21 protein-coding genes and 1 tRNA gene are annotated in these 23,648 nt (G+C 65.2%); 6 read left to right on the forward strand and 16 right to left on the reverse strand.

Going from position 1 to position 23,648, the window contains the following annotated elements:
* Positions 1 to 174: 174 nt before the first annotated feature.
* Positions 175 to 537, reverse strand: coding sequence for a 6-carboxytetrahydropterin synthase QueD (gene queD / locus VGN72_16425; GenBank protein HEV7300955.1), 363 nt, complete (start codon positions 535 to 537; stop codon positions 175 to 177).
* Positions 538 to 590: 53 nt separating this feature from the next.
* On the opposite strand from queD, the gene VGN72_16430 reads away from it, so the two are divergent.
* Entirely contained in the window at positions 591 to 1,160 is a 570-nt protein-coding gene (locus VGN72_16430; GenBank protein HEV7300956.1) for a DNA-3-methyladenine glycosylase I, read from the forward strand.
* A gap of 192 nt (positions 1,161 to 1,352) precedes the next feature.
* Here the strand turns inward: VGN72_16430 and VGN72_16435 are convergent, their stop codons facing one another.
* The 6 genes from VGN72_16435 to VGN72_16460 form a co-directional block, all read right to left on the reverse strand.
* Positions 1,353 to 2,042 carry a 7-carboxy-7-deazaguanine synthase QueE gene (locus VGN72_16435; protein ID HEV7300957.1) on the reverse strand — a complete coding sequence of 230 codons (690 nt, stop codon included), beginning with the start codon at positions 2,040 to 2,042 and terminating at the stop codon, positions 1,353 to 1,355.
* 33 nt (positions 2,043 to 2,075) lie between these two features.
* Positions 2,076 to 3,089, reverse strand: coding sequence for a TonB family protein (locus VGN72_16440; protein HEV7300958.1), 1,014 nt, complete (start codon positions 3,087 to 3,089; stop codon positions 2,076 to 2,078).
* A gap of 66 nt (positions 3,090 to 3,155) precedes the next feature.
* Positions 3,156 to 3,788, reverse strand: a complete 633-nt coding sequence (locus VGN72_16445; GenBank protein HEV7300959.1) for a TIGR00730 family Rossman fold protein — start codon at positions 3,786 to 3,788, stop codon at positions 3,156 to 3,158.
* Complete coding sequence (locus tag VGN72_16450; GenBank protein ID HEV7300960.1) at positions 3,757 to 4,026, reverse strand: hypothetical protein; 270 nt, start codon at positions 4,024 to 4,026, stop codon at positions 3,757 to 3,759. Before VGN72_16450 ends, VGN72_16445 begins: the two co-directional genes overlap by 32 nt.
* Positions 4,023 to 4,226, reverse strand: coding sequence for a hypothetical protein (locus tag VGN72_16455; protein HEV7300961.1), 204 nt, complete (start codon positions 4,224 to 4,226; stop codon positions 4,023 to 4,025). Before VGN72_16455 ends, VGN72_16450 begins: the two co-directional genes overlap by 4 nt.
* Positions 4,227 to 4,259: 33 nt before the next feature.
* A complete protein-coding gene (locus VGN72_16460; protein HEV7300962.1) occupies positions 4,260 to 5,342 on the reverse strand; it encodes an AAA family ATPase in 1,083 nt (360 codons plus the stop codon).
* Positions 5,343 to 5,661: 319 nt separating this feature from the next.
* Between VGN72_16460 and VGN72_16465 the strand changes: the two genes are divergently transcribed.
* On the forward strand, positions 5,662 to 6,351 hold the full coding sequence (locus tag VGN72_16465; GenBank protein HEV7300963.1) for a hypothetical protein: 690 nt from the start codon (positions 5,662 to 5,664) through the stop codon (positions 6,349 to 6,351).
* A gap of 135 nt (positions 6,352 to 6,486) precedes the next feature.
* Here VGN72_16465 and VGN72_16470 read toward each other — a convergent pair whose 3' ends face one another.
* The 4 genes from VGN72_16470 to VGN72_16485 all read right to left on the reverse strand — a co-directional run bounded on the left by VGN72_16470 (position 6,487) and on the right by VGN72_16485 (position 9,942).
* Entirely contained in the window at positions 6,487 to 7,164 is a 678-nt protein-coding gene (locus VGN72_16470; GenBank protein ID HEV7300964.1) for a DUF1028 domain-containing protein, read from the reverse strand.
* A 239-nt stretch (positions 7,165 to 7,403) separates the two neighbouring features.
* Positions 7,404 to 7,476 (reverse strand) — tRNA-Lys (locus VGN72_16475).
* 78 nt (positions 7,477 to 7,554) lie between these two features.
* Complete coding sequence (locus tag VGN72_16480) at positions 7,555 to 8,967, reverse strand: hypothetical protein (GenBank protein HEV7300965.1); 1,413 nt, start codon at positions 8,965 to 8,967, stop codon at positions 7,555 to 7,557.
* Positions 8,968 to 9,111: 144 nt separating this feature from the next.
* A complete protein-coding gene (locus VGN72_16485; protein ID HEV7300966.1) occupies positions 9,112 to 9,942 on the reverse strand; it encodes a gamma-glutamyl-gamma-aminobutyrate hydrolase family protein in 831 nt (276 codons plus the stop codon).
* A 79-nt stretch (positions 9,943 to 10,021) separates the two neighbouring features.
* Here VGN72_16485 and VGN72_16490 point away from each other — a divergent pair, with 79 nt between their 5' ends.
* Positions 10,022 to 10,789, forward strand: coding sequence for a DUF2071 domain-containing protein (locus tag VGN72_16490; protein ID HEV7300967.1), 768 nt, complete (start codon positions 10,022 to 10,024; stop codon positions 10,787 to 10,789).
* A 315-nt stretch (positions 10,790 to 11,104) separates the two neighbouring features.
* The gene (aat, locus tag VGN72_16495; protein ID HEV7300968.1) at positions 11,105 to 11,695 is read left to right on the forward strand and encodes a leucyl/phenylalanyl-tRNA--protein transferase; all 591 of its coding nucleotides are present in this window, start codon (positions 11,105 to 11,107) and stop codon (positions 11,693 to 11,695) included.
* Between the two features lie 701 nt (positions 11,696 to 12,396).
* On the opposite strand, the gene VGN72_16500 is transcribed toward aat, so the two are convergent.
* The gene (locus VGN72_16500; protein ID HEV7300969.1) at positions 12,397 to 12,771 is read right to left on the reverse strand and encodes an ATP-dependent Clp protease adaptor ClpS; all 375 of its coding nucleotides are present in this window, start codon (positions 12,769 to 12,771) and stop codon (positions 12,397 to 12,399) included.
* A gap of 121 nt (positions 12,772 to 12,892) precedes the next feature.
* Here VGN72_16500 and VGN72_16505 point away from each other — a divergent pair, with 121 nt between their 5' ends.
* Positions 12,893 to 14,035 carry an anhydro-N-acetylmuramic acid kinase gene (locus tag VGN72_16505; protein HEV7300970.1) on the forward strand — a complete coding sequence of 381 codons (1,143 nt, stop codon included), beginning with the start codon at positions 12,893 to 12,895 and terminating at the stop codon, positions 14,033 to 14,035.
* A 1,236-nt stretch (positions 14,036 to 15,271) separates the two neighbouring features.
* Positions 15,272 to 16,201: an N-acetylmuramic acid 6-phosphate etherase gene (gene murQ, locus VGN72_16510; protein ID HEV7300971.1), complete on the forward strand. Its 930-nt coding sequence runs from the start codon at positions 15,272 to 15,274 to the stop codon at positions 16,199 to 16,201.
* Here the strand turns inward: murQ and VGN72_16515 are convergent.
* The 4 genes from VGN72_16515 to VGN72_16530 form a co-directional block, all read right to left on the reverse strand.
* Positions 16,198 to 17,868 (reverse strand): glycosyltransferase family 4 protein, encoded by a 1,671-nt coding sequence (locus VGN72_16515; GenBank protein ID HEV7300972.1) that lies wholly within the window; start codon positions 17,866 to 17,868, stop codon positions 16,198 to 16,200. The genes murQ and VGN72_16515 overlap by 4 nt on opposite strands.
* A 414-nt stretch (positions 17,869 to 18,282) precedes the next feature.
* The gene (locus VGN72_16520; protein ID HEV7300973.1) at positions 18,283 to 20,562 is read right to left on the reverse strand and encodes a DUF255 domain-containing protein; all 2,280 of its coding nucleotides are present in this window, start codon (positions 20,560 to 20,562) and stop codon (positions 18,283 to 18,285) included.
* A gap of 66 nt (positions 20,563 to 20,628) precedes the next feature.
* Entirely contained in the window at positions 20,629 to 22,023 is a 1,395-nt protein-coding gene (locus tag VGN72_16525; protein HEV7300974.1) for an RtcB family protein, read from the reverse strand.
* Positions 22,024 to 22,269: 246 nt separating this feature from the next.
* Positions 22,270 to 23,379, reverse strand: coding sequence for an Mrp/NBP35 family ATP-binding protein (locus VGN72_16530; protein HEV7300975.1), 1,110 nt, complete (start codon positions 23,377 to 23,379; stop codon positions 22,270 to 22,272).
* Positions 23,380 to 23,648: the final 269 nt, after the last annotated feature.

The following is a 23,648-nucleotide window of genomic DNA, read 5'->3' on the forward strand; positions in this document are numbered from 1 at the left end:
TCCCGATCGGAGCCTAAAGACTAGCGGACAGAACCCATCGCGTGACCATGCGCGCGTGTCATTCCGAAGGGAGCCTAAGGCAACCTGACGGATCTCGGATGACGAGCGATTCACGCCACTGGGAGATCCCTCAGGTCGCCAAGGCTCCCATCGGGATGACAACTGAAGTCTTAATTAAGTTCCCCGATATTCGCACGAACTCGTGCACGTTTCGTGGACCACGATGCTCGCCAGCAACGGCAGGGCGGGCTTGAGCTGCCGCCACAGCCATCGCGACAGCATTTCCGCGGTGGGGTTTTCCAAGCCTTCGATGTCGTTCAGGTAAAAATGGTCCAGCTGCGCCACGATCGGCGCCGCGGCCGCCTTGATGTCGCCGTAGTCGATGAGGAAGCCCTTGGCTTCGTCGACGTCACCTTCCACGATGACGTCGAAGCGAAACGAATGGCCGTGCAATCGCCGGCACTTGTGACCCTGCGGGAAGGTCGGCAGGTAGTGGGCGGCCTCGAAGCGGAAGGTTTTGGACAGTCGGACGATCATGCGAACGGGCCATTGTATGGCAGGACGCGACGCGTGGAAATACACTCGCCAACATGACTACGGCTGAGCTTCCTCGCTGTTCCTGGGCCAAGGGCGACCTGATGATCGAATACCACGACATCGAGTGGGGCGTGCCGGTGCATGACGACCGAACGTGGTTCGAGTTTCTGACGCTCGAGGGCGCGCAGGCGGGGCTAAGCTGGGAAACGGTCCTGAAGAAGCGCGACCGCTACCGCCAGTTGTTCGCCGAGTTCGATCCGGCCAAGGTCGCGAAGTTCACCGAAGAGAAGGTCGAAAAGCTGCTGACTGATCCCGGCATCATCCGTAACCGCCTGAAGGTCGCCGGCACGGTGAAGAACGCCAAGGCGTTCCTCGCGGTGCAGAAGGAATTCGGCAGCTTCGACGCCTACATCTGGCGATTCGTCAACGGCCGCCCGCTTTGTCCCCAGCCGCAGACGATGAAAGACGTGCCGGCGACATCGCCGGAGTCTGACGCGATGAGCAAGGACCTGAAAAAGCGCGGCTTCACGTTCGTCGGCAGCACGATCTGCTACGCGATGATGCAGGCCACCGGCATGGTGAACGACCACCTGGTAACGTGCCACCGGCATGGGCAGATGTAGCGGGATGGCTGTTCAATCCCTCTCCCACATGCGCCGGGAGAGGCTAGGTGAGGGTGATTCGCACCGCGGAGTTTGCCCACGAAGGCGCACGAAGCGACACGAATGCGAGCAGGCGAAGACTGTTCCTCTTATTCGTGCGTTTTCGTGCCCATTCGTGGGCGAGTGTTTTACTGCGGCACGTGGGGACGGAGATCACGTCCCGCGCGTGTTGCCGTACAACTCGACGTGCAGGCGCGGGCAGTATCGGTAGCCGGTGCGTTTGCAGATGTCGGAAATCCAGCCGGCCCGGCCCGCGAGCGTGGCGGCGTCTATGCCCTCGGGCATCAGCAGCACGTCGGCGGGGTGCCACCCGTTCAGTTGGGCCAGCAGGTCGGAAATCTCCGTCAGGTCCTGTTCGTTGGCGACCACGAACTTCAGCTGGAAGTCGGGAGATGCGTCGATGAACTGCTGGATAACTTGCACGTTCAGCCGTTGGCGCTCGTGGGCGATCGCGAAGCGGCCCCCCTCGCGCTCGTGCGGCGTGCTGTTTGAGAGCTTGGGCGACAGCGACGCCAGATCGACCGCGATCGGCTTGTAGACCGTGGCTGCGGTCTCGATGGTAATGTGATAGCCGCGTTCCTTCAGCGCGGCCGCCAGCGCGACGATCTCCGGCATGATCATCGGCTCGCCACCCGTCAGCACCGCATGGCGGGCGCCGTAGCTCTCCACTTGCGCCACGATCGCCGCGACCGTCATCTCGCCGCCCTCGGGTTGCCAGCTGGAATAGGGCGTGTCGCACCAGGTGCAGCGCAGGTTGCAGCCGCTGGCGCGCACGAAGACGGAGGGGACGCCGACGAGCTTCCCTTCGCCTTGGATCGAGTAGAACAGTTCGGTGATCTTCATGTGACGATGACGGCTGCGATCGTTCGGGCCATCTTAGCTGCCCACGAACGACACGGTGAACAGGAACGCGTCCGGCTGGGGTTGGCCGGCGGCGTCGCGCGGGGGTTCGAACCACCAATCGTAGGCGGCCACGCGGACGGGCTGGTCGATGTTGGGGCTGCCACTGGATTGCCGGACGGCGACGTCGGTGACCTTGCCGCTGGCGTCGGTGGCGATCGCGAGGGTAACGCGCGGGTTGGCCTTGCCGATCAAATCCATCTGGCCCGCCAGCAGCACGCGCGGGCGCGTCAGCTTGCTCTTGCGGCCGAACTGCACGTTCGTGCGACCACTGCGAAACTCGGCGGCGCCGGTCTTGGCGAACGGGTCGATCTCACTGTCGGCCAGTGGGGCAGGATCGGCCGATGCCGCGCGTTCACCCGGCGCGCCGGGGGCCACCGTCGCCTGAGGAACGTTCGACAAGTTGGCGGCCATCACTTGCGTCTGCGGCGCCTCGGCGGGCTCTTGAACGGTCGGCAACTCGCTGATCGATAGGTTGCTGGCGACGTCCGGTGGCAGCGCGGGCGAGGTACCGGAAGGCGATATCTCTTCGGCCGTTGGAACAGCGCGTCGCTGCGCCAGCGGTGGTCGCGGGCGCGGTTGGGGCATGGTGGAGGTGTCGCTGGGCAGGCCGAAGCGTGCCGGCGCACCACCGCCACCCCCTTCACCCGGCGGGGCGGCCGAGGGCGCGGGTGGGTCGCCGACTTTTCCGAAGCCCGCGGGGTCGAGGCTGGTAAAGGGTTGATCGGAGTTGGCTTGGCGGGCCAGTGCGTCCTGATCGCCTATCATCGGCGCGATCGCGGTGCCGGTGCCGGTCTCCTCACCCAATTGGAACTCGTTGGACGACGTCGTGCCAGTCGCCTGCGCCAATTCACGCGTCAGCGGTGGTTGCCAGATGCGCGATTCGAGCCGGTCGATGTAGATAACGCTCGCGCCGAACACGATCAGCCCGTGCGCCACGAGTGAGGCGCATAGACCGGCAGTGAGGGTGGCGTCGTGCCTGCGTTTCATGGTGTCCGCTTGGCTGAATATCGGCAAAACCGAGCCGATCCGCGTCGCGGATGTCGATTATACCCCCTACTCGGCGACCGCCTTCAGATCCGGGGCCGCGGGAACGGGATAAAACGCGTTCAGGTAAGCAATTACGTCTTGCACGGTTTCGGAGACGTGATAGAGGCCGCGATTGGCCTCGCGGATGAACCGGTGTTCGATGCCGTGCTCCATCATCGCCAGCAGCGGCCCGTAATAGTTGGCGGTGTTCAGGAAGACGATCGGCTTCTTGTGATACCCCAACTGCCGGCCGACCAGCACTTCGAACAGCTCCTCGAACGTGCCGATGCCCCCGGGCAGGATGACGAACGCGTCGCCGCGGGCTTCGAGTAAGCCCTTGCGCTCGCGCATGGTCTGCGTGACGATCAACTCGCAGTTCGGGTCGTGAATCCCCTCGTCCACCATCAACTGCGGCGTGATGCCCAGCACCTTCCCACCCGCGGCCCGGCAGCCATCCGCTACCGCCCGCATCAGGCCGACGTTGTTGCCACCGTAGACGAGCCTCCAGCCAGCGTTGGCGATGCCCCGCCCCATGGCGGCGGCATCGTCAAAGTAAACGCGATCGACGGAGTCGCGGGCGGAGAGGTAGACGGTGACGGAGCGGATCATGGGTGCAGCAGGCTCGGCTCTATCGGCCGGCGAGGAGCTTATCGTATTCATCGTGTGGTCCGATCCAGAACCAAACGATGATGTCATCGTCGGCACGCTGGCGACCGAGAACACGGTACTGGCGATTTACACGCGCCGACCAAACGCGCGGAACAATTTGCTTAAACTGCAGCGACGGATGATGCGGATCGGTGCGCCACAACTCGTACTGTTTGACCGCCTGTCGCTGAATATGGGGCGGAAGGCGATCGAACAGCTGTTGAAAACTCTGGTTGAGCTGCGACTTCAAGGCAGGTCTCGCACACGGCCGGCTTCGATATCTTCGTCAACCTGTTTGATCATAAAGTCCAGCCGGCCCGCCTCGGCGTCGTCTCTCATCTGCCGATCCCACTCGTCGTCGGCGTCGCCATGAAGCATGCGCTCGAGCTTGGCACGTTCCTCGGGCGTCAACCGGTCGATAGCTTCTTTAATTTCCTCGACGGTACTCATCGGCTCACCTCACCAGTTCTGGATGTCATTATTTTACTTTAGGTATCCCTTCTTCTCAAAGTGCTCCATCGCCTCGTCCATGCTGCGGAATACCTTCGTGGCGGTCTCGCTGATGAAGGGGCTGGGGATGCCCTTGCAGGCCCAGACGACGTAGACGTCCTTGCCCCCCTCGAAGGCGTGGTGCAGTTCGCGCTCGACGCCGCTGGAGAGGCCGGGTTTGCCGTTGGGCAACTGGGGGACGAGCGAGACGATCATGTCGCTCTGGTCGACCATCTTGAAGTCGCGCGCGTAGATCTGGCCCATGATGTCGCCGGCGATCTCGACGACCTCGCTCGTCTTCAGCGTGACGGGGCCGTCGGCGGCCATTACCTCCATGGTGTCGCGGCCCTCTTCGACGGCCTTGTTGGCACTGGTGTGCAGCACGAACTCGTCGACGTCGCCGGGGTCGAAGCAGATGAAGTGGTCGTTCAGCTTGGCGCGGAACCGGTCGATCTCGGCGAGCGTGTCGGGCAGGTCCATCACGTGGCTCATCGGGAAGCTGGGGTAGACCTTCTTCTTGTGGTTCTCGAACATCAGCCGGAAAATCGTCTGCGTCGTGGGAATGTTGCGCCCACGGCTGATCATGTAGAAGTGGCCGTACCCCTTGAGGATGTTGGCCAGGATCTCGGTCGCCAGCAGTTCCTCTTCCCGCCACACCATGATGTCCTTCAGGGTGTGGTCTATATCGTGCTCGCGGTTCAGCCGCTGGTGAACGCTTTCGGCATTGTCGAGCAGGGTAAGGTACAGATCGGCATTGAAGGCCTTGATCTGATCGAAGTCGAACGCGCTGAACAGCCCGTGCCGCCAGCGGAAGGTGGCGTGCGTGTTGACGATAATGTGCTCGTGCCGCTCGGCGGTACGCAGGATCTCCTTGAAGACCGCGCGCCGCAGTGTGTTCAACCGGCTGATCGGCAGGTTCAGGATTTTGCCCGGCGGAACGTCGGGGGCCTCCTCGTACATCATCTTACCGACGTGGCAAACCTCCAGATCGTGCCCCGCAGCCACGGCGGTCTTCTTTACGGCATCCAGATAGGGGCCCTTGTCTACGCCGACTTGTCCGGTCACGATCGCTCGCATCTGTCTGTCTCCCTGCGGGTTGGAACCCGAGTGTAGTCCATCAGGTGCCGATTCGCATTGGCGTTGCGCTAAGGGACAACCCCGACCACCCTATCTCCATTTCCCACGCCATTTTGCCACCCGTATGCCAGCAGTACTGGCTTCAGTTCAGTATTCCTATCGCACCTCCCAAGGCTAACTAGCGTGCGCACCCACGTTTATGCCAGCAGGATTTTGCCTTCGTGGCCCGCGATTTGCGATGGGATTAACCATGGTCGTCCGGACCGTCCGGTGACCGTGAGGAATATACGAGGTCCCTTGAGGGACGAAAGGAACTGAGATGGCAGAGATCTATTCAACGGGGCCGACGGCCGTTCTTACTAACGCAAACCAGCAGCGCATCTCGTGGGGCGCGATCTTCGCGGGGCTGGTGACGGCCTTGGGGACCATGCTGCTCCTGACGGTGCTCGGCATTGCAATTGGACTGTCTTCGGTGGACGCCAATGACGACCCGCGTAACTTCGGGCTCGGCGCGGGCATCTGGGGTGCCATATCGGCGCTGGTGTCGTTCTTCGTCGGTGGCTGGGTGGCGGGGTGGGGCAAACCAGCGGGTCACACGGCGAGCGGGCTCGCGCAAGGCATCATCATGTGGATGGTCGCGATGGTGCTGCTGGTTTACATGATCGCCGGCGGCATCGGATCGATCTTCCGTACGGCTGGCAGCGTTGCGTCAACCGGCGTTCAGGCCGTCAGCAACTCCGCCGACGCCGTCACCGGTACGGTGAACAACGACCCCGAACTGCGTGAGCAAGCCGCCGCGACGACGCAGCAGGCGACGAACCAGATCCAGCAGGCCGCCCAAGAGGCCCGCCAGGCCGTCACCCCGCAGAACGTCGAGCGGGTTGCCGACAACGCCGCGACCGGTGCTTGGGGCACGTTGATCTCGCTGATCCTCTCGTTGGCCGCGGCCGCGGTGGGTGGGCTGATCGGTGCCAAGTCGCATGATGATGGAACGCGACGCCGAGATTGAGTTAGAGGCTCTTGATCGCACTGACGCACCTTAGGGCAGGCCTCCGGGTCTGCCCTTTCCATTTGCGATCGATGAAAAGCAGCGGGGCAGGCGCTGAGGCCAGCCCAACGCGGGGTTTCGCGAATCCCGCGACGGCTACACCACCGGCGAGTCGTGCACTCTGTCGGTGGAGCTGAAACGCCGCGGCAACATGAGGAACTGCTCGCGAAGCGTTTTTACGTACAGGCCGAACAGTCGGTGCAGTTCCGCGATCGGATCGTCGCTGTCGTCGACGCGCAGGTCGCACAGCGGATACTGCTCCTGATCGAACACGAAGATGTGGCCCGATCGTTCCTCCTCCCGATCGCCCCCTTTGGCATGGCCGGCCTCCATTGCTTCCAGCAGCCGCTGCGCCAGGTCGAGATCGGCGCGGTTCGCGAACGTGTCGGCGATCGCGTCCACCACGTCCGGGCCCGTCAGTCGATTGCCCTGAACCGCGAACCCGTCGCCAATATGATGGCCGCGCCAGTCGAGATTGTCCGCTCCGCTGAACGAGACCGCCTGCCCATCAGCGTCGACGATACCCACCTGGCGCACCTCGCGATGCGCATCGTCCGCCAGCAGCGCCTTCAGCACCGCGTCCGCCGTCCGGCCGGTCCGCAGCAGGGCCAGACCATCGATGCCGTAATACGGGTTCGTGCTGGCCTGCGTGGCGATCGCGCCGACGCCCGCCTCGACGTACGTCACGAGTTTCCCCACCGCCGGCATCGCCGTCACCGCTGCGGCGCCGAGTTGATTGGTCCTCGCGCAACGCGCGACAATGGAGAACGTCATTCGTACCTCCGGTCGGGCCACCCGTCGTTCCCGGAATACCGTCAGCGACGCTGGATTAGAACGGATGATTTTATCGAAGGCGGTGGACCAGCGACGAAAACGAGAGGACGGCTGGATGCGTTCGCCACGTCAACGGGAGCGATCGGGAAAATCTGGCCTCGTCACCCGCACGGGCAACACGCTCCCGCCACGGCCGGAGAAGGTCGCCCCAAGGGCTTGCTAAGAATCGGAAGGGAAAATGCGCCAGGTAGGACTTGAACCTACAACCCGCTGATTAAGAGTCAGCTGCTCTGCCAATTGAGCTACTGGCGCGTTGGACGGGAAAATGTATCGATGCGGGCGGGATTGTCAAGCGACGCGGGCGGGGCGGAAGGGCCAACGGGGGCGCGCTTAGGGGCGTGCGGCGACGAAGCTCGGGGCGATCTCGGGGGATTGGCCGGTGATCAGGCGATCGAAGGCGTCGGCGGCGGTGTAGCCGGTGAAGCCGTCGCGGGGCAAGGGGCCGGTGGCGCCGATGAACGTGATGAGCGTGCTGAACGCCAGCACGATCCCCGCCAAGGCCCAGCTCAGGGGGCGGTGCGGGCGGCGGAGCCAGGCGCCGATCCAGAAGGTCAGCATCGGCATGACGACCACGAACCAACGCGACGCATAACCCGGATCACCGGGCTGGTCGATCGCGGCCAGGACGATGACGCCGATCGCAGCGGCGGCGCTGGCGACGGCCAGCATCTTGGTCGAGTTTGGCCAGTGGCGGTGCATGACCATCGAGATGCCGAGCGCGCCCAAAATCAGGATCGGGAAATGGCTCAGCAGGCCGTTGCCACCGAAAAGGGTGTCACCGACGCGGATCAGGCTGCGCAGGACGAGCGTGCCGTAGCCGTTGTCCGTCAGGTCGTCGTCCCAGTCGTCGCTATCGAAGGCATCGTAGGGGGCAAGGGCAAGCGGGGCGGCCAGTTCCGGATGGAGGTTGCCGGGCCGCCAATCGCCGGTGACAGGGATGGTGAGGGCCAGGTGCAGCAGGATCGGGGGCACCATGCCGAGGATGTACAGCAGCAGGGCTCCCGCACGCGTCAATCGCGACCAGGGCAGCGCCAGCACCACGCCCCCCAGCAGGGGGGCAAACGCGGCGGCGGTCAGGTCAACCGTCATCGCCAAGGCCGCACAGAAGCCCGCCAGCGTCAGCCAGACGCTGGCGCTAAGGCGGCGCTTGATCAGCGCGATGTGGACCAGGCAGGCGGCGCTGCTCATCACCAGCGCGGCGGCCGGCACGTGTTCGTTGAGCACGGTGGCGTAAGCCAGCACGCCTCCACCGAACACCACGACCGCCGCCAGCGCGGTGCGCCAGATGCGGGGCAGTTCAAACAACCTGCCCATTCGATAGACGAGCCCCGCGATGCCCGCAGCGGGCAGGGTGGTGCCGAGCACGGTCAGCAGGTAGGTCACCAGAGCAGGGTGGGTTGCGAACGTCACGTCCAGCCGGTGCATGCTCCAGTAGGCGCTGGCGAGCAACGCCGAGAAGACCGGCGGCTGGTCGGCGTAGAACTCCTCGCGCACCTCGATCACGTTCTGTTCCGGCTGAAACGTGTCGAAGTCCAGCGCTAGCGTCCCCCGTTCGACCATCGCCTGCACGGTCGCCAGCCGGGCGATCTCGTGGTCGGAAATCTGCCGTGGGTCCGCGTGCCGCAACGGTCTCAGCAAGGGCAGGCAGATCAACAGGACCAGGATCGGCACCGCCAGCGCCCATGGCCGCACGTGCTTCCGGCTATCCCGGTAGCGGCGAAGATAGGTGAGCAGGGCGTGCATAAGCGGGGAGGAGGGGGTTAGGAGTTAGGGGTTAAGGGTCAGGAAGATCGAAGAAGAAATTCTCGTGCCTTTGCGCTTAAAGCGATTGCGGCCAACCCTCTTTTCATTCCTCTCCCCTGTCTCCTAACGCCTAACCCCCTCGCATCAATGCACCTTCAAAAACTCCACGAAGTTCTCGAGGATCTTATTCCCCTGGCGTTCGAAGCGGGGATAGAACTTCTTCGTCTCCTCGCGGATCTTGGCCTCGCCGTCGGGGCCGAGCACGCTGGTGACGTCTTCCTTGCCGTTGGCCAGCAGGGCATCAATGCCGGCTGGTGTGATCTCGATGTGGTACTGGAAGCCGAACAGGCGGTTCTTAAAGCGGAACGCCTGGTTGCGGCACGTGCGCGTGCTGCTGAGCAGCGCGTTGCCCGTTGGCGGGGGCGGTGCCGGTGGGGGCGCGGGGTTGGCCGGGGGCGGGAACTTCGGCAAGTCGAACGTGTCGTAGTGCCAGTGGAACATCGGCGAACCGTCGATCTGGCCGAAGACGATCGGCTCCGTACCGCCCGGGAAGGGGAACGTCACCGTCCCCCAACCGATCTCAGGCAGCGGCACGATCGGCTCCACCGGCACCGGGGGCTGCCCCGGCCCGCCCGGCGGGCCCATCTTTACGTTCGGGTACACCTTCGCCCCGGCGGCATGGGCGAGCAGTTGGGCGCCGAGACAGATGCCCAGCACCGGACGATCCAGCGTCACAAGACGTTGTAGTAGCTCGACTTCCTTCGCCAGGAACGGGAACTTGTCGCTCCCCATGTCGCTGACGCCCATCGGGCCGCCCAGGACGATCAGGGCGCGCATCTCATCGATGTCGGACGGGACCTCGTCGCCCTTGTACAGATGGCGGACCTCGGTCGGGATGCCGAAGTCGCGAAAGACGGTGATGATGCGCCCCGGGGTCTCGTACGGCACATGCTGCAGGATGACGACCTTGCTCATAGACCCCCGATCATCGTTGCCAGTGCGGAGACGTGTCAAGTTTAGAAGGGGCGGGGCAACCGTGCTAAGCTACCTTCGGATGCACCCGTCGCTTCAGCATCTCGACCATCGCCCGTGGGCACTCCCGGTCAAGCCGTGGGACTTTCGCCAGCGGTGGATGGACCTGCTGTTCGCCCACTGGCCGATTCCCGCGTCGTCGGTGCGGCACCTGGTGCCGGCGGAACTGGAGATCGACGAGTTCGACGGCACGACGTGGGTCGGCGTGGTGCCGTTCCGCATGGAGGGCATCGCGCCCCGGCGACTGCCGAGCCTGCCGTGGGTGTCGGCATTCGCTGAGCTGAACCTCCGGCTGTACGTGCGGTACCGCGGCAAGCCCGGCGTCTTCTTCATCAGCTTGGACGCCGCCAATCCACTGGCGGTCTGGACGGCCAGGCGGTTCTTTCACTTGCCGTACTTCAATGCCCAGATGACCGCCACGCGGGATGGTGAGGCGATCGACTACCATTCCCGCCGGGTCGGCCCCGGCACGCCCGTCACCTTCAAGGGACGCTACTGGCCCACGTCCGACGTCTACCGCGCCACCGCCGGCTCGCTCGAGCATTTCCTGATCGAGCGCTACTGCCTGTTCACGAAGACCCCCGCCGGCGTCATGCTCTGCGGCGAGGTCCACCACGCCCCATGGCCCGTCCAGCGGGCCACAGCCGAGATCACCGAAAACACCATCGCCACCGGGCAGGGCATCCCGATCGACGGCCCACCGGCGTTGCTGCACTTCAGCCGGTCGATCGACGTGGCGCTGTGGCGATTCACCCGGGCGGATGCCGCGGTTACGGCGGCGTCGCAATAGCAACTCCGACCGTGGCATGGGCGTCCCGCCCATGCGTGTGGATTGAAATGGACGTCCCATTTGTTCCAGATCCGCTTCGACCAAGCTACCAAACCAAAAACAAAATCTCCTGACCCAACTCAGTGCATGGGCGAGACGCCCATGCCACGGCCAATTCACCGACGTCCACACCTTGATCCGCTTAGCGTGCTTGGCGTTCTTGGCGCGAGAACGAAGCCAACCGCGATCACCGGAGGTCTCAGGGGTTCGCCGCATGGACGCCAGCCGCCGCCCTGCATAAAGTACGTGAACTTCGGAACCTGGCCCCCATCACAGATGAGCGACACGCTTCGCCTGGACCCCGAGACGTTGCTGACGGCTTACGCGCAGGGCGTCTTCCCCATGTCCGACCGTGACGGCACGGTGCGGTGGTACACCGCCGACCCGCGCGGCGTGCTGCCGTTGGACGAACTGCACGTCCCGAAAACCCTCGCCACCCTCGTGCGGCAGCAGAAGTTCGACGTCCGCATCAACTACGACTTCGAGGCCACGATGCGCGGCTGCATGAGCAACCGTGAGGAAGGGTCCTGGATCAGCGACGACCTGATCGCCGCCTACAAACGCCTGCACGAACTGGGCTTTGCACACAGCGTCGAGACGTGGTTGAACGGCCAACTCGTCGGTGGCCTGTACGGCGTCAGCCTTGGTGGGGCGTTCTTCGGTGAAAGCATGTTCCACCGCGTCAGCGATGCCAGCAAGGTCGCGCTCGTCCACCTCGTCAACCGCCTGAACGAACGGGGCTACCAACTGCTCGACACTCAGGCCTCCACCGAACACCTCCGCCGGTTCGGCTGCATCGACATCCCCGCCAGCCAATACCTGCGCCTGCTGAAGTCCGCGATGAAGAAGCAGTGCGTGTTCGGCTAGCGCCACGCGTCGCCGCCTCCCTCTTCTGTAGGACAGGCATTCCTGCCTATCTCTCCCCCCGGCTTTCTCTCCCCCGTATTCTGTGGCACGGGCATTCTTGCCTGCGTCTCTTATCTTCCAGTGGGACGGACATTCTCGTCTGCCCCTCCTCGCGCGATCGTTGCGCTTTCATCGACGGAGAAGAGACGCGAAGGCGCGAAGCCGCGAAGGGATCGCGAAGGACACTCTTCCACCCGGTGCGGCGACGGCGGTATGGGTAAGGCAAGACCCGAATCCGTGCACCATTGTGCACCATTTTGCACCATCGGGTGAGGACGATGGAGGTTTATGCGCGAAGCGCGTCGGCTATTCAGTTGTCAAAGAGCACGCTATCCATCTCTACGGACGCGCTGCGCAACTGAGGCAGATTCAGCGCAACGCTCCTCGTTTTCCTTCGCGTCCTCCTTCGCGCCTTCGCGCCTTCGGGTCTCTTCATTTCTAAAAAGTAGAGACAGACAAGAATGTCCGTCCCACCAGGAAGATGAAAGACAGAAAGAGACACAGGCAAGAATGCCTGTGCCACAGAAGAGCGGCAAAGAGAATACCGGGGGGAGATGAATACGGGGGGACAGACAGGCAGGAATGCCCGTCCTACAGAAGAGGGCGACGCGGCTCCGGGCGTCGAACGCAATGGCGCGCGTGGCCCATCGCCTATTCGCCGATCACTTCTCCGCGGGCTCGATTGTCACGGTCAAGCCCTTGCTCTCGAACTGGTCCTTGTACAGCTCGGCCCGTTCCTTGTGGGTGACCAGCAGCAGCGTCAGGCCGGTGTCGTTGGCCTCGCGCATGCGGGTCTCGGCGTCCTGTTTGTTCAGGGGGGTCAGCTCGACAATCGTGTCGATCACGAACTTGAAGTCGTTCTTGTCGTCGTTGTGCAGCAGCACCTTCCACGGCGGCAGCATGCCGGGGGGCTTGCGCTTTGGGGCGCTCTTGGTCGACTTGCGCGGCTTGGTCGCGGTGGCGTTGCCGCCCTCGCTGGGTGCTGCCGGCGTGGGGGCGCCGGCGTCGCTTGGGGATTCCTTCGGTTCGTCTGCCATACAGCCTTCCTCCTTAGCCCGCGTTGGGAACGGGCCACGGTTCACCTGTTCATTATAGCGATGCGCGACCGACTTGGCACCGCAATAGTTCTCGCGGCACCCGCTGCGATATAGTGGGGCCATGCACGTCGCGACGAACGAGCCCAGCCGACTGATCGCCGGCGCCATGAGCGGCACGAGCGCCGATGGCGTGGATGTCGCGATCGTGCGAATCGTCGGCAGCGGCATGACGATGCGGGCGACGATCGTCCACCACCTCGCCCATGCGTTCGATGCGTCGTTGAAGCAGAAGATTTTTGCGATTCGCGGCAGTGGCACGGTCGCGTTGCGAGATTTAGCGGAACTGGCACACGACCTCTCGCTGGCCTACGCCACCGCCATCAACGCGGCGTTGCGAGCGGCCCACCTGTCGGCCGACGCGCTGACGGCTATCGCGGCGCACGGGCAGACGTTGTTCCACGCGCCGCCCCTGACGATTCAATGGCTCGACCCCGCGCTGCTGGCCGCCCGCGTGGGGTGCCCCGTCGTCAGCGACTTCCGCCGGGCCGACTGCGCCGCCGGCGGGCAGGGGGCGCCGCTGGTGCCGTTCGCCGATTACATTGTATTTCGCGATGCCGCGAAGCACCGCGTGCTGTTGAACATCGGCGGCATCGCCAACCTGAGCTCCATCCCCGCAGGTGGGGCGATCGACGACGTGATCGCGTTCGACACCGGGCCGGGCAACTGCATCAGCGATCATCTCTGTCGGCAGCTCGACCCCACCGGGCCGGGTTACGACGCGAACGGCGCGCGGGCGATGGCGGGGCAGGTGGACGCGCGTCTCGTGGAGTCGGTGATGGCCGCCGACTACTTTCGCCAGCCCCCGCCCAAGAGCACGGACGTGCCGACGATGATCGACCTGTTCGAGCGCGCCCGCGCCACGGCTGGAACGCCGTTGCCCGCCGCCGACCTGCTCGCCACGGCGTGCGCGATCACGGCAGCGTCGATCCTGACTGCCTTTCGCGCCGCGGTGGGCGACGCGCCCGCCGAGTGGGTGGTCAGTGGCGGCGGGGCGAACAACGGCGCGATCATGCGGGCGCTGGGGCAGCGCGTCCCGACATTGCTGCGCAGCGAAGACCTCGGCGTCGACGCCGCCGCGAAGGAGGCCCTGGCCTTCGCCCTCCTCGGCGCCGCCACGCTCGACGGCGAACCGGGCAACCTGCCGAGCGTCACCGGCGCATCGCGCCGCGTGGTGGGGGGAACGGTCACGCCCAGGCCCGGCTGATCGCGCAGCACGATCCACCTCGACATTATCAGCCCCGGCACGATCCGCGCCACCGCGATCAGGAATCCGCGGACACCGAACCCATTCGTTCGGGTCGCCAAACGGTTCGTTGTGCTGCGCAACACGGATCGTGATGAATTGATGCGCGGACCCGTCGTCCTGAGAGGGCGTTTCAAAACAGGGTTGAGGTCGTTGGCCGGCTCGTGGCATGGGCGTCTCGCCCATGCGTGTCGACTGGAACGCGAGGCGCAATTAATGACCTGTTGCGCCGGCCACGCGGTATTGATCCAATGGAACCATCCGACCCCACGCACGCATGGGCGAGACGCCCATGCCACGGCCGGAGCGGACCGAGCCTTGTCATTTGACACCCGCTGAGGCACTCCGAAGCATCTATTCGAGGCGTCGGACAGAAGAGATCCTTCGGAGTACCTCAGGATGACGAACGCGCGGTTTCATCATGATCCGCATAACACGTCCGTTCTCGTGAGCTGACCGTACGGGCGCGCTCTGCGCCCGTAAAGGCGCGGAGCGCGCCCGTACGAGCACGGAGCTCGCCCGTAAAGGCGCAGAGTGCGCCCGTACGAGCACGGAGCGCGCCCGTAAAGGCGCAGAGCGCGCCTGTACGAGCACGGAGCGCGCCCGTAAAGGCGCAGACCGCGCCCGTACGAGCACGGAGCGCGCCCGTACGAGCACGGAGCGCGCCCGTACGAGCGCGGAGCGCGCCCGTACGTGCGCGGAGCGCAAACGTACGAGCGCGGAGCGCGCCCGTACGAGCGCGGAGCGCGCCCGTACGTGCGCGGAGCGCAAACGTACGTGCGCAGAGCGCAAACGGACGTGGCCGCGGCCTGCACGTACGTGTTGCCAAGCCGCTGGAACGTGTTAGAGCGGATTTCCGCACGTCGTCGCGGCAGTGCCTTGTGGCACGGGTTTTCAACCCGTGTTTCATTGGAGCAGATCACGGGTTGAAAACCCGTGCCACGCTACGCAGAGCTGCAGCCCACTCTAGTGATCAGCGGGTTCATGTTGCTGACCAAGATGTACGCCGGGTGCCAGAGGTCGGCGTACTCGCAGACCTGTGTCTTCCCGCGCGGCCGAAGGCACAGGTCTCGGCGTACCGCGACCTGTGGCACCCAGCCGCGACATCAACGTGCGCACCGCTCCATTCGGCAAGAACACCCCTCGTCGCGGGCGCAGGTGATGGCGTGGCGGCGTGGGTGTGGTCTAATCTCCGTTATGAACGACCGCTCGCATCTGCTGACGGAACAACGGCTGGCCGACTCGATGAACCTCGACGCGATGAACGTCGCCGACGCGGTGGCGCTGATGAACCGGCAGGACCAGATCGCGATTGACGCGGTGACGGCCGAGCGGGCGAACGTCGCGCGGGCGATCGACCTCGTCGTGGCGGCGCTGTCGCGCGGCGGGCGGTTGATCTACGTGGGGGCGGGCACGAGCGGACGGTTGGGGGTGCTGGACGCATCCGAATGTCCCCCGACGTTTCGCACCGACCCCGAAACTGTGCAGGCGATCATCGCCGGGGGTGAGGCTGCCGTCTTCCGATCGCAGGAGGGGGCCGAGGACAACGCCGCCGCGGGCGCCGATGCGGTGGACGCGAAGGACGTGGGGCCGAACGACGTCGTCTTCGGCATCGCCGCCGGCGGCACGACGCCGTACGTGCATGGAGCGCTGCGGCAGGCGACGCAGCGCGGCGCGAGGACCGTCTTCCTCTGCTGCGTTGCCGACGTGCCGAACGAGCCACCGGTGGACGTGGTGATTCGCCCGCTGACCGGGCCGGAGGTGGTGACGGGTTCCACGCGCCTGAAGGCGGGCACCGCCACGAAGCTGGTGCTGAACACCGTCACCACGCTGGCGATGGTGCAGCTCGGCAAGGTGTACGGCAATTTGATGGTCGATCTGCGCTGCTCGAACGACAAGCTGTGGGAGCGCGGGGCGCGCATCGTGGCGGCAGTGACAAACCTCGATCGCGACGCGGCGCTGACCGTGTTGCGGGCGGCCAACGGGTGGGTGAAAGCGGCGATCGTGATGCACGAGCGGGACGTGAACGAAAAGGAAGCGACCCGCCTGCTGCATGCAGCCGACGGGTCGCTTCGCGTTGCGTTGTTGCCGTCGCCTGGTGGGCCAGGGGGCAGCAAGAAAGCTTAGGCGGCTTCGGCGACGTTTTCCTGTTCGTCGTCGAGATCGTTGTTGATCGAGATCTCGACCTCCGCCTCGCTGCTCTGCTGGATCAGCTGGTCGATCAGCTGCTCGATGTGGCGGGCGGTCTGGTTGAACGCGAAGTGCTGTTCGACGCGGGCGCGCATCGTCTTGCCGAGCTTGGCCCGGTAGGCCGGCTCGCGGATGATCTTGCTGACGCGCTCGATGTAGGCGGCGGTGTCGCGGCCGCTGATCGTGCCCTCGCTGCCGACGAACGACGCCGCCTGAGACTGCTCGGCGCTATCGCCCCAGCGCATCGCGACGACCGGCCGTTCCATCGCCATCGCCTGCAGCACGCCGGTGGCGCCGGCCGCGGGGAACTCGGTGAGGTACAAATCGGCGATGCGGAGGAAGCCGGGCAAATCCTTCCGCTTGCCTGCGTAGCCGACGCGCTTGCCCACTCCAGCCGACTCGAACTTGCGCTTCTGCCACGCGAGGTCACCGTCGCCCACCAGCAGGTAGATGGCGTGGGGGTGGGCACGGAGGATGTTGATGACGGTCTCGACGAACTCGCCGCTCATGGCGTTGTCGAGGTCACCGGCGGCCGTGGCGAGCACGATCGCCTGTTCCGGAATGCCGTAAGCGCTGCGCTGCGGCGCGGGGCCGTTGGCGTCGTCGACGTCGATGCCTTCCAGGATGAAGTTGCTCTCGACGCTGTTGCGGTTCCAGTGCGTCTTGTCCAACTCGAAGCGGTTCTGGTCGACGTAGGTGACGCAGTCGATGCCACCGGCGTACAGCGGGCTGCGGCGCACGAGGTTCATCTTCACGCGGGCCACGTCCCAGTCGGCCACGATCGCGGCGACGGGGTCGGCCTGCGTGGTGTCGAAGATGACCACGTCGATCTGGTCCTTCACCAACTGGTCGGCCAACTGCCGGCTGGCGGTGACGAGGTCGCCGTCGAGCGGGGCGATCCACGCGGACACCTTCAGCTTGGCCAAGGTTTCCAAAGTGTCCTTGGCGCGCTTGGCGCTGGGCAGGGCATAGGTGGCCTGCGTGAGGGCCGACTTCTCGCGGCGGGCTGCGGCGTCGGTCACGTAGACCTGCAGCTTGAACCGCTTGGTGTCGTAGTGCTTGGCAAAGCTGCGCACCGCGCGGCCGGTCGCGTCGTCGTCGGCAATGCCGGAGACGATGTAGGCGATCTTCGTCAGCTTGTTGTTCCACTCGATGCTCTCGGGCGCGGCCCAGTCGATGCCCTGCGCGGCGCGGGCATACTGCGTGGCGACGAACTGACAGTTCTCGCGGTCGGCGGTGTAGCTGCCGTTCTGCCCGAGGTCGAACGCCATGCCACTGGCGATGGCTTCCAGACCCAAGGCATATTCACGCCGTGCGATCGCGCTGCTGCCGAACCGAACGGTCGGCTGCGCCCGCATGTCGGCCAGGCCCAGGAAGCTGCTGACGCTGACGAACTGGTTCAGCACCTTCTGGTCCGAGTAATCGATCGCCTCCAGGCTCTGCAGCATGTGCTGATGCGCCTGGCGAAGGTCGAGCATGGCATGGGCATGATGGGCCAGGAACTTCTCGGCGCTGTTGGGCGACTCCTGGTACACCTCCAGCTGCGCGGGTTCGACCGTCTCACCTTTGTTCACGCGATCCACAAGTTCCATCAACGATGCCATGGGCCAGATCCTTTCGTAACGACCGTGCGGGGTACAACGATTATGCGATGCATATCGGGCCGTTACCCACGCGACATTAGCGCCACAGTTCGCCTATTTTCACGACCGATAATGGACGGCGCGGGGAGGGTAATGGAGCGTGGGGCAACCAAGTTGAACCGCCAAGAACGCCAAGGACGCCAGGAAGGCAAAAGCTAACGCGGCGGCAGGAAGGTGGCGATTGGGCGGGTGGCGCGAGGGCGCTCAGGGCATGGCATGGGCGTCTCGCCCATGCCTGTGGACTGAAATGGAGATGCAATTGGTGGCAGCCCGCTTCGGCCGCGCGGGCTACTAGCAAAAAGAACGCTTCGGCCTCATCACAAGCATGGGCGAGACGCCCATGCCACGGTGGAGAGCCGAAACTTCAGCACCCGGCTAATCCGGCGCCACCGTCAACTGCTTCGTCACCGCGGCGAGGCAGGCGATGTCACTGCAGGGTTGGTACTGGAGCGCCAGCCGCAGCGGCGCCTTCGGCGGCGATGACAGGTGCAGCGCGATCGTTATCTCGCCGGCGTACACCGGCAGCAGGTCCGGCGCGAACTCGAACTTCTGCTTGATCGATGGCGGGTAGTCGATCTGCGTGACCGTCGCACCATCGCCACCGGCGACCGAAAGCTGCGTGGCGACCAGGCCGGCGAGCGGTTCGTGGGCGTTGATGTGATAGCCGTCCATCACCGTCACGTTCAGCCACAACTCGGTCGGCGAGACCCAGACCGGTTGGATCGACAGCACGTCCGATGCGCTGGCCTGAAGCGACGCCGCGGGCGCGACCGCGCTCGGTGGTGCCGCAGCGGCGGTCAGGGTGTTGTCGCGGGTCGGCTTGACGTCGGCAGTGGCCCCGATCTCGATCGGCCCCTCCTGCCGCACGTACTTGGCGGCCGCCAGGATCATCGAACTCATGCCCTCGCCCATCTGCTCCATCTGCGGCGCGAATGCCGCGATCGTAGCGCGGGCGGTGGCGCCGTGACCGAGGTCCTGCATCACCATCGCGGCCATTGCGTTACCGCTGGGCAGCGGGCTGTCGCCGGCCACCTTCTGGCGCACGGGCAGTTCGGACGAGTCGACGGCGGTGTAGAAGAAGCCGCCGTTCTTGTCGTCCTCGAACTTCTGCACCATGTCGGTCGCGATCGTGGCGGCAGCGTCCTTCCAACCGTAGCGGCCGTCGGACTCGTGAAGCGCCATCAGCGCTTGGGCGAAGAAGGCGTAGTCGTCCAGAAAGCCCGCATACTTGGCCTTGCCGTCGCGGCTGGTGCGCAGCAGCGTGCCATCGGGCGTGCGGTGATGCGTGAGCAGGAAATTTGCCCCGCGAGCGGCCGCCTCGGTGTACCGCGGTTCGCTGAGCGTACGGCCGGCGATCGCCAGCGCGCGGATCATCAGCGCGTTCCAGCTGGTGATGATCTTCGTGTCCAGCATCGGCTGCTTGCGCGTGTTGCGCACTGCCTTCAGTTTGGCGCGCAACAAGGCAAGGCGGTCCTCCAACTCGTCATCTGGAAACTCGTCGAGGCAGAGGATGTTCTTGTCCGGATCCGATGGGTTGGGCCCGTGCGGGTCGGCGAAGTTCGGGCCGCGGTCGAGGCCGTACACGCGGTTGAACAGCCGCGCGTCGTCGGCGCTGCCCAGCGCCTCTTCGACCTCGGCCGGCGTCCAGAGGTACGACTCGCCTTCCTTGGCATCGGTCTCGGCGTCGAGGGCGGTGTAGAAGCCGCCGTCGGGCGAGGTCATCTCGCGCAGCACGAAATCGAACACGCCGCGCGCGATCTGCGCGTAGCGCGGCCGCTCGGTCTGACGGTACGCCTCGACGTAGGCATGGCCCAGCATCGCGTTGTCGTACAGCATGATCTCGAAGTGCGGCACCAGCCACTGCGCGTCGGTGCTGTAGCGGTGAAAGCCCCCGCCCAGGTGGTCGCGAATGCCGCCGAGCGCCATCGCGTCGAGCGTGTGGGCGACCATCGCCATCTGCTTGGGGTTGGGGTTGTAGAACAGGTGGTCCAGCAGCAGTTCGAGCAGCGTTTCACGGGGGAACTTGGGCGCGCTGCCGAATCCGCCGTACTGCGGGTCGTAGTCGGTCATGGAGTCGCGCACGACGCGGGCGATGAAGTCGTCGTCGATCGTCAGCGTTCGCTCGGCGGCGTGCGGCTGGGCGACCTGCTGGAGGATGTTGGCCAGCTGGCCGGCCGATTTCTCGACCTCGTCTTTTCGGTTCTGCCACGCGTCGTCTAGGCCCTGCAGCACGCTGACAAACCCGGGGCGGCCGTGGGCATCGGTGGGGGGGAAGTAGGTGCCGCCGTAGAACGGGCGCAAATCGGGCGTGAGGAAGACGCTCATGGGCCACCCACCGTGCCGCGTCAGCACCTGCACGGCCGTCATGTACAGCGAGTCGACGTCGGGGCGTTCCTCGCGGTCCACCTTGATGTTGATGAACCGCTTGTTCATCTCGTCGGCGATCGACTCGACCTCGAAGCACTGGCGTTCCATCACGTGGCACCAGTAACAGGTGCTGTAACCGACGGACAGGAAGATCGGCTTGTTCTGCGCCTTGGCCGCCTCGAAGGCTTCCCGGCCCCACGGGTACCAGTCGACCGGATTGTGCGCGTGCTGCAGCAGGTACGGCGAGGTCTCGTCGGCGAGTCGGTTCGTGTGCTTGTGATCTGCCATGTCTACGCGCTCCTTTGCGTCCTTCGCTCCGGTCCCCTCTCAGTTCGGGAGAGGGAGCAAGAGTCGCTAATCTTCCGGCTTCTCGCCCGCCGGGGCCATCTTGACGATCTTGGGGTCGAAACGGGCCAGCACGTCGACCAGGTCGGCCTGCTGCGCCATCACTTCGTTGATGTCCTTGTAGGCGCCGGGCGCCTCATCGATGCCGGCCGACAGCAGCTTCACGCCCTGGCGCTCGAACTGTTCCTTGTAGTGCGCCCAGCGGAACTTTTCCTTGGCGGCGGTGCGGCTCATGCGGCGGCCGGCGCCGTGGCTGGCGCTGGCGAGCGATTCCGGCACGCCGCGCCCGCGCACGACGAACCCCGGCGCTGCCATCGAACCGGGGATGACGCCCAGCACGCCCTTGCCCGCCGGCGTGGCGCCCTTGCGGTGGACGATGACGTCGCGCCCGCCGTGGCGTTCCTTCCAGGCGAAGTTGTGGTGATTCTCCACGCCTGCGATCACCTCCGCGTCGAGCGCCTTCGTGATCTTCTTATGAATGACGGCATGATTGGCTGCCGCGTACTCGCCCATCAGGTTCATGGCGGCGAAGTATTCCTGACCGGCGTCGCTGTCCAGGTCCAACCAAGCCAACCGCCGCAGTTGCGGCGGCAATTCCGGGTGCTTGTCCATCGCCAGCTTCGAGTAATAGTCGGCAATGGCCGCCCCCGTGCCGCGCGAGCCCGAGTGCGTCAGCAGCGCCAGATGCTCGCCAGCGGGCAGGCCGTCGGCATCTTCCTTCACGGTAAGGATGCCGAACTCGGCAAAGTGGTTGCCCGAGCCGCTCGTGCCCAACTGGGCGCTCGCCTTGTCGAAGTTCTTCCGCGCAATGGGCGACACTGACCAGTCGGCCTCCAGCACGGGGTGGTCGGCGCGCTTGCGCAGCTCGCCACCGGTACCGAAGACGGTCTCGCGCTCCAGCGCGCGCTCGAGCGTGGCCGATAGGCGGTGCAGGTCTTTGGCGGGGATGTCGAAGACCGTCAGCCGCATGCGGCAGGCGATGTCGACGCCGACGGCGTAGGGGATGATCGCGTTCTCCGTCGCCAGCACGCCCCCGATCGGCAGGCCGTATCCCTGGTGCGCATCGGGCATCAGCGCCCCCGAGACCGCCACGGGCAACTGCGCGGCGTTCTTCATCTGATCGAGCGCGCCCGCCTCTAGCCCTTCGCCCCAAATGCGGTACGGCGCAGGCTCCGCCCGTGGCACGTAGGTGCTGCGGCGGGCATCCTGGTCGATCAGCGCCTGCGCCAGCATCGCCCAGTGCGTGTGTTCCTTGTAGGCGTTGGGCTCGCGCAGGATCGCCAGCAGATCGCTTTCGATGACGTGCTTGCCCGCCGTGCCGCGGAGCTGCTTGATGAGTTCGAGCGCCACGCCGATGGAGGGGCCGGGCTTGTAACCGAGGTCTAGTAGGTCGCGGGCCTTCATGATGGGGTTATCGTAGTCGATGCAGGCACGGGCGCGAGGGCGGAAAGGATGACTTTTGCAGAGGAACCTGCACGCTTGCTGGCACTCGACACTCACTCCTTCTGTAGCCTCGGGCGCACTTGTCATCCCGATGGGAGCCTTGGCGACCTGAGGGATCTCGACTAACTCACAATGCGCGCCGTGGGAGATCCCTCAGGTCGGCAAGCCTCCCATCGGGATGACGGCTGACGTGGGTGCCGCAATGGCTCACGAGATCGTCAGCGTCGGCCCCTTTGCCTGCGCGTTCTGCCGGGCGACTTCTTCGGCCAGCCGGGTCGCGACGGCCTCCAGCGAGTCCTTCAGCTTCGGGTTCCCCTCGAAGTTGGCGTGGGGTCGGCCGGTGTCGCTGTTGACGCGCAGTTCGGTGAACATCGGGATGGCGCCCAGGTACGGCATGCCCAGTTGGCCCGCGACGCGCTCGGTGCCGCCGCGACCGAAGATGTCGTGTTCGCGGCCAGATTCATCGATGAAGTAGCTCATGTTTTCGATCATGCCCAGCACTGGTGCGCCAAGCTGTTGGAACATGCGCACCGCGCGAATGGCGTCGTCCAGCGCCACCTGCTGCGGCGTGGCGACGACCACCGCGCCGGTGATCGACAGCAACTGGCAGAGCGTGAGCGGCACGTCGCCGGTGCCGGGGGGCAGGTCGACAACGAGGTAGTCCAAATCGGGCCATTCGGTGTTATCCAGCAGCAGTTGCTTGAACGCGCCGTGAGCCATGGGGCCGCGCCAGATGAGGGGCTTGTCTTCTTCCACGAGCGCGCCGATGGTAACGACGTGCAGGCCGTGGACCTGGAACGGCAGCATCTTGTTGCCCCGCACGCGGGGGGCCTGGCCCTTGATCGCCAGCATGGTGGGGAGCGACGGGCCATAGATGTCGCCATCCATCAGGCCGACGCGCGCGCCGGTGCGCTGCAGTGCAACAGCGAGGTTGACGGCGACCGTGCTCTTGCCCACGCCCCCCTTGCCCGCGCCGACGGCGATGATCGTCCTCACCTGTGGCAGCACGCTGCGCGCGCCCTGCCCCGGCGCGGCGGGTCCCGCCGCGGGCGACTGGCCGCCACCGGGTCGGGCGCTCGGCGGGCGGGCGGTGATGTTCAGCTGCACGTTGCCGGCGTTGATCTTGTCCAGCGCCGCCCGCACGCTGCGCTCGATCTGCTGCTGTCCCACCGCCGACGCCAGCTCCAGCGTGATGCGGACGGCGTCGCAGTCGACCACGACCTCCTTCACGAGGTTCAGCGTGACGATGTCCTTGTACAGTTCCGGGTCCTGCACCGTCCGCAACGCGGCGATGACTTGTTCGCGATCAATGGCCATGCCGCGATTATAGGGCACGTGAGCGAGGATGGAACCGTGCGGCATTATGCGGGGCTCTTCACGTAGCATGGGCGTCTCGCCCACGCCTGCGGATTGGAACGAGCGTCGCGATTAGTGGCCGACAGCGCCGCTCGAACGGTAATCCACTAATAAGACTTCTGGCCTCACCACAGGCGTGGGTGGGACGCCCATGCTACGTGCGGAGCGGAATACCTGTCGAAGAACTCCGCAGGATCCCAACGGCGCAGGCTCGGCCGATCGCACAACTT

The sequence above is a fragment of the Tepidisphaeraceae bacterium genome (assembly GCA_035998445.1).
Taxonomy (GTDB): Bacteria; Planctomycetota; Phycisphaerae; order Tepidisphaerales; family Tepidisphaeraceae; genus DASYHQ01.